The organism is Marinirhabdus gelatinilytica, assembly GCF_003353425.1.
GTDB classification, from domain to species: domain Bacteria; phylum Bacteroidota; class Bacteroidia; order Flavobacteriales; family Flavobacteriaceae; genus Marinirhabdus; species Marinirhabdus gelatinilytica.
In genome coordinates this window covers 1-16,829 of record NZ_QRAO01000010.1, presented here as the reverse complement: position 1 = coordinate 16,829, position 16,829 = coordinate 1, and the positions used below count along the sequence as shown (strand labels likewise).

The window sequence follows — 16,829 nt, the reverse complement described above, 5'->3', positions numbered from 1 at the left end:
GGCATTGGTACCGTAATGTTGGCTCCACAAACTCCAGGGTCGTTGGTCTGTGTAATGTCTGCTGGGCAGGTAATCGTAGGTGCCTCGTTATCCACCACTGTTACTGTGAACTGGCAGGTTGCCGTTTCGTTGGGAGCATCGTCATTGGTTGCGGTGAACTCAACGATGGTATCACCAATTGGGAATAAGCTTCCAGTAGCTGGCCCCATAGTCTGGGTTACCGTTACGGAACCACCCTCTGGGTCGATAGCACCTGGGGTTGCAAAGTTTACTATTGCACCACATTCGCCTGGGTCGCTGTTTGCCATTACATCACTTGGGCAAGCAATGATTGGAGGCACACCATTTTGGGTAAATTCAATACACCATTCATCCCAGGTTCCTCCATCGTTACAACAAACATCATCAAGTGTTAGTGTCCAAACACCATCAATAGGTTGCCCTGCAAATACAGTGTTCAGCAAACCTCCTTCGGCTTGGTAATCTGCCAACATATCACCACTCGACCAAGCAGTTACATCATTTGCAGAATCGTCACGGAATTCAGTATCCATCTCGGTACCTGGTGCATTTCCTGGACCATTTCCATCAGATAAAGTGATAGTTGTAGTACCATCAGGTGCAGTTAATGTCAAGGTAATATCGTTTGGCCAGTTTGATGTAGCATCAAAACTCACAAAATCTAAATTGTACTCTCCTGCTGCAGCACCTACAACCCCTGTTTGGGTGATTGTAGCATCTGAAGAAATTATAGAAGGAGGATCGAAAGCCGCTGGAAGTCCAACACCACAAGCATCATCGGAAGGAGGTGGTGGCGGTGGGGGAAGGAAGAATCGAACGTAATCGTTCGTTGCGCTCCAATCCACACCATTTCTACCTGGCACGGCCAAAGATTGAGAACCATCAACATTTTGGATTCCCATTGTATGGTTTCCACCATCGCTAGGCATTGCTGTAGTGTGTATCTCAATATCATTGGACGTTTCAAAAAGGTGTACTTGGGTAGTTACATTATTTCCGCTAGGAAAGTGGTCTACATTAAAAAACTCCATGACCAAAATACGGTTAGGAGCAGCACCCGTTGTTGCATAACGTATCACATTTACTGCAGGTTGTCCTCCATTACCTGGGTCTAAATCTTCCCAAGCGAATGCAATGAAGTTAATAGGTTCAGATGCAGAAATAATCGGTAATGGCTCACCTGAACAACAACCGTTATCCCCGTTACCATCGAACATCATTAAACCGTTTGAAGCAATGTCAAAATCGGTATAATCGTTACCATAAAAATTAAATGTAAATCCAATGGGCAGATCTGCCACGACAGCATCGTCACCCAAGGTTACATTTGTTCCAGTAGCTGAAATATCAATGGGAGCAAAAGTACCCGCTTGATCCAGCATGTATTGTGCACTGGTTTGCCACACACAACACGTGACAAAGAGCGCCAATAAACTCAGTGTAATTTTTTTCATAAATGAAATTTTAAATTAAAGAATTAGTAATTGTTAAAACTGCGTTAATATACTACAAATTTTTTTAACACAAATTAAAAAAAAATTAACCCACTAATAATTAGACTAAAAGCATAAAAATTCGATAAAGTATTTTTTGCCCTTTATAGCAATTTTAGCAAAAATCGCTTTGTTCCAATTTTATATATTTGTTTCGTCTGTATTTAAAATTTCAACTATGCACAAATGCTTTATGCTTTTCGTTTTAATTATTAGTTTAACCTCGTGTAATTCTTCTTCAACTAAAGATGAAAACACAAAGGAAAAGTCACTTTATACAGAGGATGCCACAACCCTTTTCAGTAAAATAGTGCCAGACAATTCTGGTATTTCTTTCACGAACAGGATTATACAAACAAACGATTTTAATTTTTCATTATACGAGTACATCTACACAGGTTCTGGAGTTGCCGTATTGGACTACAATAATGATGGCTGGCAGGACCTTTATTTTGTTTCTAACTTTGGCCCAAACAGGCTCTACAAAAACAATGGTGACCTAAGTTTTACCGATGTTACAACAGTTACTAAAACCGAAGACTACCAAGGCTTTTCCACTGGAGTTAGTGTCCTGGATGTAAACCAGGATGGCTGGATGGACCTATACGTGAGCAAGGCCGGTTCCCTTAGGGATCACGAGGCACGCAGGAATCTTCTTTTTATAAACCAAAAAGATGGAACTTTTACCGAAGAAGCTAAAAAATGGGGGGTGGACTACCCAGGTTTTACCACACAGGCCTACCCGCTGGATTACGACCATGATGGCGATATGGACCTATATCTTGTAAACCACAGAAACGATTTTAAAAATGCCTCGACCATTAGTGGTGCCATACAATCTCAAATAGACCCCTTGACAAGTGACCAACTTTATAGGAACGACTCGGGGAAGTTTACAAATGTCACAAACGAGACAGGCCTCTACAACAAAACGTGGGGCTTGAGCGCAGTGGTTTCAGATTTCAACGAAGATGGTTGGGACGATATTTATGTATGCAACGATTTTTCTGAACCCGACGTATTATATATAAACCAACAGAACGGAACTTTCAGAAACACCATCAATACTTCCCTCAAGCATATTTCCTACAATAGCATGGGATCGGACTTTGCAGATTTGAACAACGATCTTGCCCCAGACCTTATTACGGTAGACATGCTTTCGGACAACTATGCCCGTAGTAAGGAAAATATGGCTTCTATGAACATCCCACTTTTTAGAAACCTAGTAAAAGCGGGGTACCACCACGCCTATATGGCCAATATGCTCCATATAAATACTGGAAAGGGTACATTTACTGAAACGGGACAAATGAGCGGTGTAACCAAAACCGACTGGAGCTGGGCCCCTCTCTTAGCCGACTTTGACAATGATGGGCTCAAAGATATTTTTGTTACCAACGGAGTGGACAGGGAATATAATAATCAAGACGCAAGAGCCAAGGTGAAGAAAATATCGGATACCAAAACACCTGTTTCCCTTGAAGCCGTTTTGAACATGTACCCATCCCAACCTTTGGTGAACCACATTTACAAAAACAATGGCAACCTTAAATTTGAAAAAGCCATGTCCTCGTGGGGAATGGACCATAAAACGTTTTCCTACGGCGCTGCCTATGCAGATCTGGACAACGATGGCGATCTAGAAATTATCACGAACAATCTTAACGAGCCCGCTAGTATTTACAAGAATAATTCCAACAATAATTTTATAAGCATTGTACTAAAAGGAGCTCCCCAAAACCCTATGGCCTTGGGAACCGAGGTATATGTTACTACCGAAAACTCTACACAAACACAACGGCTTTATTTGGCAAGGGGCTATGAGTCTAGCGTATCTTCAGTACTCAATTTTGGCTTAGGGAAGGATGCCCAAGTTAAAAACGTACAAATAAAATGGCCTGACGGAAAAGTCTCTACCATTACAAACCCAGCCAAAAACAAAAGACATACCGTTGCATACAACACTGCTGAGAACAAAACTATACAACTCCCAACAAAAAAGAATTTTAAAAACAGTGTTGATGCTTCTGAAATGGGGCTAAAGTATACCCACAAAGAAAACCCTGTGGACGATTACAACATCCAATTATTGCTCCCACAAAATCAATCTACCAAAGGTACCGGAATGACCAAGGCTGATGTAAATGCCGATGGCCTTGAAGATTTTTTTGTAGGAAATGCGGCAGGAGCGCCCGCATCGCTCTATATTCAAAAAGAAAACGGAACCTTTTCAGAAAGCAACAAAAATCTGTGGAATACTGAAGCAAAATACGAAGACGCAAACGCCCTGTTTTTGGACGCAGATACCGATGGTGACCAAGATCTATATGTCGTTAGTGCTGGCTACGAGCTTGAGGAAGATAGCCCCCTGCTCCAAGACAGATTATATATTAATGACGGAAAGGGTAATTTTACGAAAAACACTATGGCACTACCCGCAATGCTCACTGCTGGAAAAGCTGTGACGGCTGCAGATATCGATGGCGATGGCGACCTGGATATATTCGTGGGCGGAAATGTAATCCCAAAAAAATATCCGCTAGCACCCAACTCTTATCTACTGATAAACGAAAACGGAACATTTAAGGACATTACCCCAAACAATGCCGGTTTGCAGAAACCAGGGATGGTATCGGATGCACTTTTCACAGATTATGATGGCGACAACGATAAAGACCTGCTTTTGGTGGGTGAATGGATGGCTCCCACAATTTTTGAAAATACCGAGGGGAGTTTCCAAAAAATTGAAGTGGATGCCTTCAGCAAAAAAGAAGGTTGGTGGTTCAGTGCCACTGCTGCCGATGTTGACAAGGATGGCGACATAGATTATTTCTTCGGAAATCTTGGCGACAACAATAAGTTTAAACCTTCAGAAAAAAAACCAGTCTACATTTATAGTAAGGATTTTGACAATAACGGCAGCTACGACATAGCGTTGAGCAAAAAGAACGATGGAAAAATAGTGCCCGTTCGCGGTAAGGAATGTAGTAGCCAGCAAACCCCATACTTACTCGAAAAAATTAAATCCTATAAGGAATTTGCCAGCTTGGACATGGAAGGAATTTATGGTGAAGAAAAACTGGAAGACGCCCACAAACTCACGGCATATACCTTTAATAGTGCATTTGCGCTAAATAATGGTGACGGTACATTTACCTTCTCCCCACTGCCCAACCAGGCTCAACTAGGACCAACACTTTCAATGCTTGTTGAAGATTTTAATAATGATGGCAATCTTGATATTATGGGGGTAGGTGCCATTTACGATGCCGAAGTTGAGACTGTACGCTACGACAGTAATTACGGTTATGTGCTCCTGGGCCAAGGGAACGGAAATTTTAGATATACAGAAAGTTACGCCCCCTTTGTAACCACCGATGCAAAAGACCTCTTACAGGTAAGAGTTAACAATACCCCTGTTTTTATGGTCGCCAGTAATAACGGCCCTCTTGAAGTTTTCAGCTACCATCCGTAAGCTTCAAAAATGTGGCTTGTATTGTAAGATCCTAAAATCTATTGTGTTGAGTTTGGGGTTTTTCTGTTTCATTTCTTTATAAGCAGGCAATGCCCCTACGGCTCTGTTGGCGGCTCCGCTTGGTGCAGTTAGGGTTACTGTTTTAATCTTCCTCTTACTTTCTGGCAGCACAAAACTATGTATCCTAGGGACCACAGGATCCACCACGGCAAAATCTATATTTTTATCACGTAAGATTCTTCTAAAAAAATATTCCGGTCCATTTTTACTGTTTCCTCCCATAAACAGGAGTGTTTCTATATTAGGGTATTGTTCTAGAATTGAAATGATATCACGGAGCACCACCTCTTGCATCCCAAGGTCACTGGCATCAATTTTTTCACGTTTTGCAATCGCAACGATATCGCAAATACCAATACCTCTTTCCTGTAAAAAGTTCTTTCGATGTTCAATCGCGGTAGTGGTAGTTTCAAAAGGAAGGTTCAGCTTGAAAAGCCTATCTAAAATAGGCCATAGTTGTCCGTCCCGGCTTCCATAGCAAAAATTTACATCACCATCTTTCAATTCCCCAGTAGTAAATCTTGGCGGGGGCAGGGTACCCACTATCAACTTGCTAGCTTGCGCTGGGATAAACGGAGGATACGGGTGGGTGTGTAGAAACAAATTAGGAATTTTCTATAATCGCTATCGTATAAAAACAGGCGCTTCCTCTTTTTCAGTGTATTGTTCGCTGTAGGAGTAGCCGTCGTAATCAAAGCCTTTGAGACCTCGCAGGGTTTTGGTATCGTTATCAATAACGTAGCGCGCCATGCTCCCTCTCGCTTTTTTGGCGAAGAAGGAGATAATCTTCAACTTTCCATTTTTAAAATCCTTGAAAATTGGTGAAATCACTGGAACCTTTATCTTTTCGGGATCTATTACCTTGAAGTATTCCTGGCTGGCAAGATTGAGCAGTATTTCACCTTCTTCCAACTCATCGTTAAGTACTTTGGTTACCTTGTCTCCCCAAAATTCATATAGATTATTCTTTCGGTTTATTTTAAGGCTTGTCCCCATCTCTAAACGGTAGGCCTGTATTAAATCCAAAGGTCGCAACACACCATACATTCCGCTTAAAATACGTAAGGTATCATTCAACAAATCTATTTTATCCTCTGGGATAGTAAAAGCGTCCAGCCCTTGATATACATCACCTGCAAACGTATATACAGCTGGGCGTGCATTTTTGTTAGTGAATGGTGTTGAAAAATCTTTGTAGCGCTGGTAGTTAAGGTTGGCCAGTTTATCGCTTATACCCATAAGCTCACCTATGGCTTTCTTGGACTTGCGTTCCAATTTATTGTTCAGGGCTTCGGCTTCTTCCAAGAATTTGGGTTGGGTGCCGCGTGTGGTTGGAAGCTTGGTTTCAAAATCTAGGGACTTGGCTGGCGATATTACTATTTTCATATTACTTGCCCGTATGAACGGCTGACTTTTATATTATGGGTTCTATTCTTTTCAGTAAAAATAGTTGAAAAAACTTCAACATAAAATAGGCTGGGCGAAAGCCTTGAAGGCAACAGCAAAAATTTGTGAAACACCCTCAGTTTATTAAGTATTTCTTAACAAATTACAGAAAGCCTTCTTTTAATTTTAAGAAAAATATTTAACTCATGAAAAACTTTATTTACTCAATTCTTACAGTTCTGGCAGGCTGTACTTTAACTGCCCAAGAAAATTTAGGAAAAAAAGCAACCTTACTCGAAGATGGAACCATATCGGTAGAAACCGTGCAATTGCCCGATGAATACCGAACAAATAACAGACAACAAGCAGATTTGCTGTTCAGTTTTGGTGAACCTGCAAACCCAGCCATAAAAAACTCCAGAGGGGTTACACTCGCAGATCTGGACAACGACGGTATTGATGAGATTTTATACGGAATAGACACCGAACTTTATGCACTTAAAGGTGACGGAACTATTTTATGGCAAAAAACCGTATTAGGCCCCATATTACTACCACCAACAGTTATGGATATTGATGGGGATGATATTGTTGAAATTGCAGTAAATACAGGATACCCCACCACCGTTGGTAGAATATACCTAATGGATAATCTAGGAACAGACTTACCCGGATGGCCCTTGAACTTTAATGACAAATGGATGATAAACGCTCCTGTTTTTGCAGATCTCGATGGAGATGAAGTACTGGACATCCTAAGTTGCCAAAGAGAAAGCAGTACGGTAGGTTTTGTACACGCCCTGAAACAGGACGGAACCCCTATTAACACCAACTGGCCTGTACAGTTTGATGCCACCCCTGCTTTCACACCCTCGGTTGGCGATGTGGACAACGACGGTGTAAACGATGTGGTAATTGCTACCTCTTCTACAGGGCTATACGTGTATGACGCCAACGGAAATCTACATCCTGGATTTCCTTTTGTAGACCCAAATGTAAGATACTCGTACCAGTCTCCCATCTTGGTTGATCTGGACGATAATGAAACCCTTGAGATTGTAGGGAGCAACCATGGTGATGCGCCTGGATTTTACGTACTTAAAAACGATGCTACCTATTACCCGGGTTGGCCCATAGCAACTGCTGGGTGGACGTATTCTCCACCAACCGTTGTAGATATTGAAGAGGACGGCACCTACGAGATTTTTATGGCAGACAGAAACACCAGTAACGATGGCACACCCCTACCCACTATTTACGGCCTAAATCCTGACGGAAACGACCTGCCCAACTTCCCCATAGAGAAATACGGAGGTAACGAGGGCGTGCTTACCATTGCAGATATTAATAATGACAATGTGTACGATATTATATTCTCCAGCACACTTACCGATATGGATGGTTTTGGTTACATACACGCTTACTCTCTAGATGGAAGTGGAGAACTGGATGGTTTTCCGTTGCGTCCCAGAGGTTTCACCTTTTTAAACGGTGCTGTACTTGGCGATGTGGACAATGATGGGCTTATGGACCTAACCGCAAATTCCTACACGCAAACCTTTGGTGCTGGGGTTGACTCAACCTTTGTGAACACCTATAATTTAAATGTACCTTTTGATGCTGACAAGATTTTGAGAAATGGCTATAAAGGTGACAATAGTCGGGATGGACTTGTAAAAGAAGAAGAAATTTTAGGGGTTACTGGAAATACACTTTCCAACACGGTTAGCATAGTGCCTAACCCTTCATCGGGAATACTACAGCTACAATCCAGTAGTACCTTAAACAACGTAACCATGAACGTTCTCACTATGGATGGAAAAATAGTCTTTTCTGAAAAAATCGATCTTTCGGACACTGAAGCAAAACACTACGATTTCAGCAGTATTGCCTCAGGAATGTACTTTATAAGTATTGAGGAAGGTAAGAACAAAACTATCTTAAAGTGGTTAAAACAATAACTTACATGGCGTGTTTTGAATAATTTCGCCATTTTTCCAAACAAGCCTCCATATCTTCGGGTATGGGGGCTTCAAATTTTAAGAACTCCCCAGTGGTTGGCTGTATAAAACCCAAAGTGCGTGCGTGCAGTGCTTGGCGGGGCAATATCTTAAAACAATTTTCTACAAATTGTTTATACTTGGAAAAGGTGGTTCCCTTCAATATTTTATCACCACCATATCTTTCATCATTAAACAACGTATGCCCTATATGCTTTAAGTGCACCCGTATTTGATGTGTACGGCCTGTTTCTAACCTACAGCTCACTAGGGTTACGTAACCCAACCGTTCCAACACTTTATAGTGGGTCACCGCGTGCTTGCCTTTTTCATCGGCTTCTTCGCCTAAATACACTGTATTCTGCAATCTATTTTTAGGATGGCGTCCTATATGCCCCTCAATGGTCCCTTGGTCCTCGGTTACATTTCCCCAGACCAATGCTACGTATTCCCGCTCGGTTGTCTTGTTGAAAAACTGCTTGGAAAGATGTGTCATGGCTTCTTCGGTCTTTGCCACCACTAACAGTCCGCTAGTGTCCTTATCAATCCTGTGCACCAGTCCCGGGCGATTGCTGCTATTATTGGGCAGATTGTCAAAATGGAACGTTAGTGCATTTATAAGTGTCCCGCTATAATTACCATGTCCCGGGTGCACTACCATTCCGGCTTCTTTGTGTACTACCAAGAGGGCATCATCTTCATACACAATATTAATAGGGATATCTTCTGGCGTAAGAAGCATTTCGTAGGGTGGATGCTCAAATAAGACGGTAACCACATCACCGGCCTTTACTTTGTAGTTTTGTTTTACAATTGCATCGTTCACATAAATATTTCCGTCCTTGGCTGCCTTTTGAATTTTATTCCGGGTGGCGTTCTCTACCTTGTTCATCAGGTATTTGTCCACGCGCAATGGAGATTGCCCCTTATCGGCCACAAACCTATAATGTTCGTATAGATCGTCGTTGCCTTCGTTTTCTTCGGTGGGATTATTTTGCGCCATCGTTCACTGCTTCGTTGGTTCCTTCAGGGGTTTCTGTACCCTCTTCTTCACCATCCTCTCTATCCCTATTTATTCTGCTCAAGCTCTCATCACCCACAATAAGGTCTATTACCGAAGTTATCTCGAGCTCGGTATCTGGTTTAATTTTTGAGCCCTTATGGCGTATTTCCAAAACCTGGTCGCTCATATGTGGCTTGGTGGTTACCTTTCCTATCTCAAAGCCCATGTTCAACAAGGTAGGTTCTGCTTGGCGGCGTGTCTTGCCAACTATATTAGGGATTTTCACCTTTCGGTAACCAGATGGATTTAGTGTTAAGTATATCTTTCGGTTTTCCTTTACAAATTTCCCTGCTTCTGGAATTTGCTCTATCACCGAAAACTTGGGATACTCTGGATTAAAATTTGCGGAGTCTAAAATTTCGTAGCGCAAATCGTTTTCATCCAAAACGTTCTCAACATCGGTCAATGTTAGTTTTGCCAAATCCGGCACTTCAATTTTCTGTCCATGGTTCGTTGTACTCTTTAACCACCATAATACAATAAAACACAATACAATAAGCCCCACGATTGCAAACAACAGTTGCTTGATAAAAGCTTTGGAAAAAATATATTTTACGAAAGACATACGCTTTGGGTTAGATCACAAAAATAACAAACCTAACGTTAGTAACTTTTATGCGATTAGTTATATTTTTGGTAAACGTAACAATTAATGCTTTTGGTATGGACAAAAAAAATATTGCTGTGGTCATGGGCGGTTATTCCAGTGAGTTTGAGATATCGCTCAACAGTGGTGCCGTGGTTTGTGAGGCATTGGATGCTTCGGTTTACAACGTGTTCGCTATACACATACTGAAAGATGGCTGGTTGTATGTTGCTGAAAACGGAAGCAGACAACCTATAGATAAAGCAAATTTCAGTTTTATGGCCAATGGAGAAAAAATTGTACCAGACGTTATTTTTAACACGGTACACGGTACGCCCGGCGAGGATGGGTATTTGCAAGCCTACTGGAACTTGCTGGGTATTCCACATACATCACCAAATTTTTACCAGAGTGCACTCAGTTTCAACAAGCGGGACTGTCTTTCGGTGCTAAAGGGGTTTGGGGTGAAATGTGCCAATTCATACTATATCAACAAAGGGATTGAGTATAAGGCAGAAAACATCATAAAAATAGTAGGACTCCCCTGTTTTGTAAAACCTAACAGGGCTGGTTCCAGCTACGGAATAAGTAAGGTGAACCATCTTGAGGATTTTGACGCAGCGGTACAAAATGCATTTACCGAGGATACCGAGGTACTGGTTGAAACTGCCCTAGTGGGGACTGAAGTTTCCGTAGGTGTATATAAACTGGACGGCGAGATAAAGGCGTTTATGCCTACTGAAATAGTTTCTGAAAATGAATTTTTTGATTACGAAGCAAAGTATTTGGGACAATCGCAAGAAATAACCCCGGCAAGGATCTCTTCCGAAGAAACCGAAAGGGTACAGGAAGAAGCCAGGAAAGTGTATTCAATTCTTGGAATGAGCGGGGTGACGCGCTCAGAGTTCATCATACAAAAGGGAGAACCTTATTTGATTGAAACAAATACAACCCCTGGATTGAGCAAAGAAAGTATTATCCCTAAACAAGTACGGCAAGCAGGAATGGTGTTAGGAGATTTTTTTGGGAGCTTAATTGAAGAAGCTTTCAAAGCTCGTGGATGATAGTTGATCGTATTTGGTATATGTTTCCCCTAAAAATAAGTTTCGTAACTTACAAACCAAATCGGATGTCAATTAAAGACTAAAGAAATTTATACCCTTGAGTTCGAACAACAACATACGGAGAGCCGTTTTTCCCGGGTCCTTTGATCCTGTTACGCTTGGTCACGTAGATATTATTGAACGGTCACTACCGCTCTTTGATGAAGTGATAATAGCGATTGGCGTGAACGCTGAAAAAAGATATATGTGGTCGCTAGAGGAGCGTATCGCAAAAATTGAAGCTGCTTTTAATGGAAACCCTAAAATCAAGGTTACACCCTATCAAGGCCTCACCGCAGATTTCTGTAAAAAAGAGAACGCACAATACATCCTCCGAGGCCTCCGCAACACAACAGATTTCACCTACGAGCAAACCATTGCCCAAGCTAACGAAAAAGTGAACGGTGTAGATAGCATATTTTTGATCTGCAGTCCAGAATACTCACACATCTCTTCTTCAATCGTGCGGGATATTGCCAGAAATGGTGGAGACTTTAGCAGTCTAATACCTTAAAGATTTTCGTGAAAAAAAGCATAAAAAAAACTCCCCCAATTATGGAGGAGTCTTAGAAATGCAATTCAATATCGTTATAGCGCTGCTACGTGCTTTGCTAGTTTAGACTTAACATTGGCTGCTTTGTTATCGTGGATAATATTCTTTTTAGCCAATTTATCCACCATAGACATTACAGTTGGGAAAAACTTTTCAGCCTCTTTCTTGTCTGTCATATCGCGTAACTTCTTGATTGCGTTACGTGTCGTTTTGTGCTGGTAACGATTACGTAAGCGCTTTGTTTCGCTGTTTCTAATTCTCTTTAATGCTGACTTGTGATTCGCCATTTTCTTTGTTTAAATCTTAATTTGTAGTCCGTAGGGGAATCGAACCCCTGTTACCAGGATGAAAACCTGGCGTCCTAACCCCTAGACGAACGGACCATTCTTTTTGAATTGCGGATGCAAAGATACAACACTTTTTGAATGTTCCAAATCCCATTCAAAATTTTTTCAAAAAAATTAATACGCCTTTGCAAAAAGCACTCTTCTTTTCGAAGGCTTTCCAGTAACCATACAACTTCCCGCTTCATTATCACTGTCTATTGGGATGCATCGAATGGTTGCTTTTGTTTCGTTTTTTACTTGTTCCTCTGTCTTGGCAGTACCGTCCCAATGCGCTGCAACAAAACCACCTTTCTCATTGAGCACTTTTTTAAATTCTTCGTAGGTTTCAACGGTTGTGGTGTGTTCGGCTCTATAACCCACCGCTTTTTTGTAAAGATTGTCTTGTATTTCGGTCATGAGCCCTTCAACTACTGCAACGACCTCTTCCCTTTTTACAAATTGTTTTTCCAACGTGTCACGACGGGCAAGCTCCACGGTTCCCTTTTCCAAATCTTTGGGTCCAATGGCAATACGCACCGGCACCCCCTGTAACTCGTATTGATTGAATTTCCACCCAGGTTTTTGCGTGTCGCGGTCGTCATACTTAACACGTATTCCTTTGTCCCTCAATTGCGTTTGCAACTCTTTTGCCACTTCACTTATAGCTTCCAGTTGCTCATCGTTTCTATAAATTGGAACGATCACTACCTGTTGTGGTGCCAACTTTGGAGGCAAAACCAACCCGTTATCATCGCTATGGGTCATGATCAATGCCCCCATCAATCTTGTGGAAACACCCCAAGAAGTTGCCCATACATATTCCTGTCCTCCTTCTTTAGTAGCATATTTTACATCAAATGCCTTGGCGAAGTTCTGCCCTAAAAAGTGTGAGGTTCCTGCCTGTAATGCTTTACCGTCCTGCATCAATGCTTCAATACAGTATGTTTCCAGCGCTCCAGCAAAACGTTCGCTTTCAGTTTTCAACCCTTTAATTACAGGGACGGCCATAAAGTTTTCAGCGAAGTCCGCGTATACGTGCATCATTTGCTCTGCTTCGGCTATGGCCTCTTTTTCGGTAGCATGGGCGGTGTGGCCTTCTTGCCATAAAAATTCTGCAGTACGTAAAAATAGGCGAGTACGCATTTCCCATCGCACCACATTGGCCCATTGGTTAACAAGTATTGGAAGGTCACGATAGCTCTGTATCCATTTACGGTACGTATCCCAGATAATTGTCTCAGAAGTTGGCCTAACGATCAATTCCTCTTCCAGTTTGGCTTCGGGATCTACAACTATACCATTTCCGTTTTCGTCATTTTTCAGTCTATAATGCGTAACTACGGCACATTCCTTCGCAAAACCATCTACATGGCTCGCTTCTTTACTGAAATATGATTTTGGGATAAAAAGCGGAAAGTAAGCGTTTTGGTGGCCTGTTTCCTTAAACATCCTATCCAGTTCTGCCTGCATCTTCTCCCAAATAGCAAAACCGTATGGCTTTATCACCATACAGCCTCGTACACCACTGTTTTCGGCCATATCTGCCTTAACAACCAGTTCGTTATACCATTTGCTGTAATCCTCGTCTCTTCTAGTTAAATTCTTAGCCATAGCCTGTAGTTTGGCACAAATGTTGTGACTTTGTTAATACATTAGTTTAATCGGGCAAAACTAATTATTTTTACCTAGCCCAACAATTAAATACGATAGTTATGAAAACTAAAAATACTTCCTCCAAAATATTCTTCCACCTTACCTTGTTGGGTCTTCTCGCAATTACTCTTGTTTCTTGCGGCTCTTCGCAATACGCAACTGAAGACGGTATTTATAGCGACGGCACCAATGAGCAAGTCACTTCGGAAAATAGCGATATGAACAGCAGCTATTACCAACAATACTTTAGAACAAAGAACTCTGAATACGAGAGCCTTCCTGATGAAGACTTGGTATTTACAGATATAGATTCGTATGTTTCTGAAGATTATATAGATGAAGATGGTAATATTGTTACCGTAGAGCGTGGTTATGAAGAAGGATACGGCGCTTGGGGTAACAACGGAGGCGACGTTACTGTAAATATTTATGAGAACGGTTGGAACAACTGGGGTGTTGGCTGGAACAGTTGGGGCTGGGGCGGCTGGTACGGTTACGGTTGGGGTGGTTTTTATCGCCCATGGTATGCTGGTTACGGCTGGGGCTGGGGATACGGAGGCTGGTACTCCCCTTATTGGTATGGAGGCTATTACGGAGGCTGGGGTGGCTACTACGGTGGTTACTACAATCCCGGATATTATGGCAACGGCTATTACGGCAATGGATATTTCAACAATGGCGTAGCTTATAATAGAGGCAGGAGAAATACTGGCGACTATGGCAGAAGCGCTACCAGATCTGGTAATTCCTATTCACGATCCGAAAATTCTAGAAGAAGCTATAATAGTGATGCCCGAAATTCGGTAAGACGTTATAACAGCAATAGAAGCAATTCACGAAATGTGTATTCTAGACAAAGAAATTCCCGAAACAATAATAGCTATAGGAACAACTCAAATTCGAGAACTCGAACCTATAACAGAAATACATCACCTAACAGATCTCGCGTAAACTCAAGATCTACCAACTCATCAAGACGCTCTGGCACATTTAGAGGCACTCGAAGCTCACGATCCTCAGGCTCTTTTAGAAGCTCAGGAAGTTCAAGGTCTTCTGGATCTTTTAGAAGTTCTGGTGGTTCCTCAAGATCTTCTGGAAGCCGTGGTGGTGGATCAAGAAGAGGCGGAGGTCGCGGTTAAACTATTTTCAAAACTCACTACAATTTAAATTACCTATGAAAAGAATTTCATTCTTGCTCATAACAGTACTTTGTATTGCTGTTACTGAAGCTCAAAATATAACCGATGGACTTCGGTACGCTACAGATAATACAACAGGAACAGCACGCTTTAACGGTATGAGCGGTGCTTTTGGAGCCCTGGGTGGCGACTTGAGTGCTATTGCTATAAACCCCGCAGGAAGTGCTGTTTTCTTGAACAATAATGGCACTGTTTCGTTTTCAGTTCTCGATAGAGATAACACTGCAACCTATTTCAACTCCAGTACCGAAAGTGGTGAAAACGAATTGAGCTTGAGCCAAGCAGGATTTGTTTTCGTTTTCAACAATAAATCTGAATCTCCTTGGAAAAAATTTACCATAGGTCTCAACTACAACAACACTCAAAATCTTGATGACGATCTTTTTATTAGAGGAAACGGAAATACTTCTATAGCAAACTTCTTTACTGAACAGGCTCAAGGTATCCCATTGGAGCTCTTACAGTTGCAAAACGGGGAGTCCATTTCTAGTCTCTATAATTTTCTAGGCGAAACTCAAGGTGTACCAGCACAGAACGCATTTTTGGGCTATCAAGGTTTTATCTTCGATCCGCTCTCCGACGATCCTGGCAACACCAACTACACGAGCAACGTTGGCGATGGGACTTTCAACCAGCAATACTCTTATCTCACTCAGGGTTACACTGGAAAATACACTATAAATTTTGGGACACAATATGGAGATAATTTTTTCTTCGGTGCAAACCTGAATTCACACGCAATAGATTTCGACAGAAGTACATTTATGTTCGAAACAAACAATAACGCAGGCAGTACTGTAAACGAAATAGGATTTGAGAACAATCTATCAGTACTCGGCGCAGGATTTTCGGCACAATTTGGAGCCATTGCCAAGTTCGATAGCTTTAGGGTTGGCCTCACCTTGGATACGCCAACTTGGTTCGAAATTTCTGAAGAAACCACACAATACCTTCAAACCCAAAGAACTGAGGATAACCAGACCATTACTGAAATAGTAGACCCTAGGGTAATCAACGTTTTTGCAAATTACAACCTTAGGACTCCTGGAAAAATCACTGCCAGTACAGCATATATCTTTGGTAAAAGCGGTTTGATTAGTTTGGACTACTCCTATAAAGATTTTTCAAATATTGAGTTTCGTCCCTCAAGCGATCCTGCCTTTGTAGCTCAAAACACTGCCATACAAAACCAATTGGGTGGAGCATCAACCCTTCGTCTAGGAGGTGAATATAGAATAAGCCAGTTGAGTTTAAGAGGTGGGTATTCTTACCAACAAAGCCCTTATGAAAACGAAGAAACCATTGGTGATACAACGGGTTTTTCGCTGGGCTTGGGATACAATTTTGGAAACTACAATCTGGACCTTTCCTATAATCGCTACGAGCAAGACCGAAACCAACAGCTCTACACCATAGGTCTAACTGATGTTGCAAACATAAACACTGTAACCAATACAATTGCGTTTACATTTGGTATTAATCTTTAGTTACAAATAATAATTCATAAAATATAAAACTGGCTTTTCAGCCAGTTTTTTTAGTATAAAAAAGTTATTTAAAATATTTAATAGAAATTCATTTTATGCAGCATTAGCAGAAAGTAATAAGTTAGCAAAAGATTACTCGTATAGCTTGTTATATTTTCAGTTAAAATAACCCTTACGCTCGCATACAACCCGTCGTCTACAATTTATAAATCCACAACATTCAAATTTCTTAACACTCCAACTCCACAACATTCCATAAACAAAAACGGCTTCCAGAATATCTGGAAGCCGTTTTTATATTGTCTAATTTAAATTGTCTAAAGAAACTATCGTTTTAGGGTAAAGTGCCCTCTAAATTCCTTTTGTGTACCGTCCTCGGTGTACTCCACCACGAACCAGTAATCGCTCGATGGCATCGGGT

The 16,829-nt window shown here is 41.5% G+C and carries 13 protein-coding genes and 1 tRNA gene; 6 read left to right on the top strand and 8 right to left on the bottom strand.

Annotation, left to right across the window (positions count from 1 at the left end):
• A partial coding sequence (locus C8D94_RS14935; RefSeq protein ID WP_115124777.1) for an HYR domain-containing protein occupies nt 1-1,475 on the bottom strand: 1,475 nt, incomplete at its 3' end.
• A 232-nt stretch (nt 1,476-1,707) separates the two neighbouring features.
• Here C8D94_RS14935 and C8D94_RS14930 point away from each other — a divergent pair.
• Nucleotides 1,708-4,992 carry a VCBS repeat-containing protein gene (locus tag C8D94_RS14930; RefSeq protein WP_170134790.1) on the top strand — a complete coding sequence of 1,095 codons (3,285 nt, stop codon included), beginning with the start codon at nt 1,708-1,710 and terminating at the stop codon, nt 4,990-4,992.
• A gap of 3 nt (nt 4,993-4,995) precedes the next feature.
• Here the strand turns inward: C8D94_RS14930 and C8D94_RS14925 are convergent, their stop codons facing one another.
• The gene (locus tag C8D94_RS14925) at nt 4,996-5,655 is read right to left on the bottom strand and encodes a uracil-DNA glycosylase family protein (protein ID WP_115124775.1); all 660 of its coding nucleotides are present in this window, start codon (nt 5,653-5,655) and stop codon (nt 4,996-4,998) included.
• A 21-nt stretch (nt 5,656-5,676) separates the two neighbouring features.
• Nucleotides 5,677-6,438 carry a peroxide stress protein YaaA gene (yaaA, locus tag C8D94_RS14920; RefSeq protein ID WP_115124774.1) on the bottom strand — a complete coding sequence of 254 codons (762 nt, stop codon included), beginning with the start codon at nt 6,436-6,438 and terminating at the stop codon, nt 5,677-5,679.
• Nucleotides 6,439-6,644: 206 nt separating this feature from the next.
• Here yaaA and C8D94_RS14915 point away from each other — a divergent pair, with 206 nt between their 5' ends.
• Nucleotides 6,645-8,399, top strand: a complete 1,755-nt coding sequence (locus tag C8D94_RS14915; RefSeq protein ID WP_115124773.1) for a T9SS type A sorting domain-containing protein — start codon at nt 6,645-6,647, stop codon at nt 8,397-8,399.
• A gap of 1 nt (nt 8,400) precedes the next feature.
• Here the strand turns inward: C8D94_RS14915 and C8D94_RS14910 are convergent, their stop codons facing one another.
• Both C8D94_RS14910 and C8D94_RS14905 read right to left on the bottom strand, forming a co-directional pair.
• Nucleotides 8,401-9,441 carry an RluA family pseudouridine synthase gene (locus C8D94_RS14910; protein WP_115124772.1) on the bottom strand — a complete coding sequence of 347 codons (1,041 nt, stop codon included), beginning with the start codon at nt 9,439-9,441 and terminating at the stop codon, nt 8,401-8,403.
• Nucleotides 9,428-10,066, bottom strand: a complete 639-nt coding sequence (locus tag C8D94_RS14905; RefSeq protein WP_115124771.1) for a PASTA domain-containing protein — start codon at nt 10,064-10,066, stop codon at nt 9,428-9,430. Before C8D94_RS14905 ends, C8D94_RS14910 begins: the two co-directional genes overlap by 14 nt.
• A 98-nt stretch (nt 10,067-10,164) precedes the next feature.
• Between C8D94_RS14905 and C8D94_RS14900 the strand changes: the two genes are divergently transcribed.
• Complete coding sequence (locus tag C8D94_RS14900) at nt 10,165-11,151, top strand: D-alanine--D-alanine ligase (RefSeq protein WP_115124779.1); 987 nt, start codon at nt 10,165-10,167, stop codon at nt 11,149-11,151.
• A 115-nt stretch (nt 11,152-11,266) separates the two neighbouring features.
• The gene (gene coaD / locus C8D94_RS14895) at nt 11,267-11,704 is read left to right on the top strand and encodes a pantetheine-phosphate adenylyltransferase (RefSeq protein ID WP_115124778.1); all 438 of its coding nucleotides are present in this window, start codon (nt 11,267-11,269) and stop codon (nt 11,702-11,704) included.
• A gap of 74 nt (nt 11,705-11,778) precedes the next feature.
• Here the strand turns inward: coaD and rpsT are convergent, their stop codons facing one another.
• The 3 genes from rpsT to proS all read right to left on the bottom strand — a co-directional run bounded on the left by rpsT (nt 11,779) and on the right by proS (nt 13,680).
• Nucleotides 11,779-12,030 carry a 30S ribosomal protein S20 gene (gene rpsT, locus C8D94_RS14890; RefSeq protein ID WP_115124770.1) on the bottom strand — a complete coding sequence of 84 codons (252 nt, stop codon included), beginning with the start codon at nt 12,028-12,030 and terminating at the stop codon, nt 11,779-11,781.
• Between the two features lie 24 nt (nt 12,031-12,054).
• Nucleotides 12,055-12,126 (bottom strand) — tRNA-Glu (locus C8D94_RS14885).
• Nucleotides 12,127-12,204: 78 nt separating this feature from the next.
• Complete coding sequence (gene proS, locus C8D94_RS14880) at nt 12,205-13,680, bottom strand: proline--tRNA ligase (RefSeq protein ID WP_115124769.1); 1,476 nt, start codon at nt 13,678-13,680, stop codon at nt 12,205-12,207.
• A gap of 101 nt (nt 13,681-13,781) precedes the next feature.
• Between proS and C8D94_RS14875 the strand changes: the two genes are divergently transcribed.
• Together C8D94_RS14875 and C8D94_RS14870 are read left to right on the top strand one after the other, a co-directional pair.
• The gene (locus C8D94_RS14875) at nt 13,782-14,861 is read left to right on the top strand and encodes a hypothetical protein (RefSeq protein ID WP_115124768.1); all 1,080 of its coding nucleotides are present in this window, start codon (nt 13,782-13,784) and stop codon (nt 14,859-14,861) included.
• Nucleotides 14,862-14,896: 35 nt separating this feature from the next.
• Nucleotides 14,897-16,408, top strand: coding sequence for an OmpP1/FadL family transporter (locus C8D94_RS14870; protein WP_115124767.1), 1,512 nt, complete (start codon nt 14,897-14,899; stop codon nt 16,406-16,408).
• Nucleotides 16,409-16,829 lie beyond the last annotated feature (421 nt).

Bases quoted from the DNA above. Each gene is read 5' to 3' on its own strand.
- C8D94_RS14875 (WP_115124768.1), top strand. From the start codon at position 13,782: ATGAAAACTAAAAATACTTCCTCCAAAATATTCTTCCACCTTACCTTG.
- C8D94_RS14905 (WP_115124771.1), bottom strand. From the start codon at position 10,066: ATGTCTTTCGTAAAATATATTTTTTCCAAAGCTTTTATCAAGCAACTG.
- yaaA (WP_115124774.1), bottom strand. From the start codon at position 6,438: ATGAAAATAGTAATATCGCCAGCCAAGTCCCTAGATTTTGAAACCAAG.
- proS (WP_115124769.1), bottom strand. From the start codon at position 13,680: ATGGCTAAGAATTTAACTAGAAGAGACGAGGATTACAGCAAATGGTAT.
- C8D94_RS14930 (WP_170134790.1), top strand. From the start codon at position 1,708: ATGCTTTTCGTTTTAATTATTAGTTTAACCTCGTGTAATTCTTCTTCA.
- C8D94_RS14900 (WP_115124779.1), top strand. From the start codon at position 10,165: ATGGACAAAAAAAATATTGCTGTGGTCATGGGCGGTTATTCCAGTGAG.
- C8D94_RS14915 (WP_115124773.1), top strand. From the start codon at position 6,645: ATGAAAAACTTTATTTACTCAATTCTTACAGTTCTGGCAGGCTGTACT.
- C8D94_RS14870 (WP_115124767.1), top strand. From the start codon at position 14,897: ATGAAAAGAATTTCATTCTTGCTCATAACAGTACTTTGTATTGCTGTT.
- rpsT (WP_115124770.1), bottom strand. From the start codon at position 12,030: ATGGCGAATCACAAGTCAGCATTAAAGAGAATTAGAAACAGCGAAACA.
- C8D94_RS14910 (WP_115124772.1), bottom strand. From the start codon at position 9,441: ATGGCGCAAAATAATCCCACCGAAGAAAACGAAGGCAACGACGATCTA.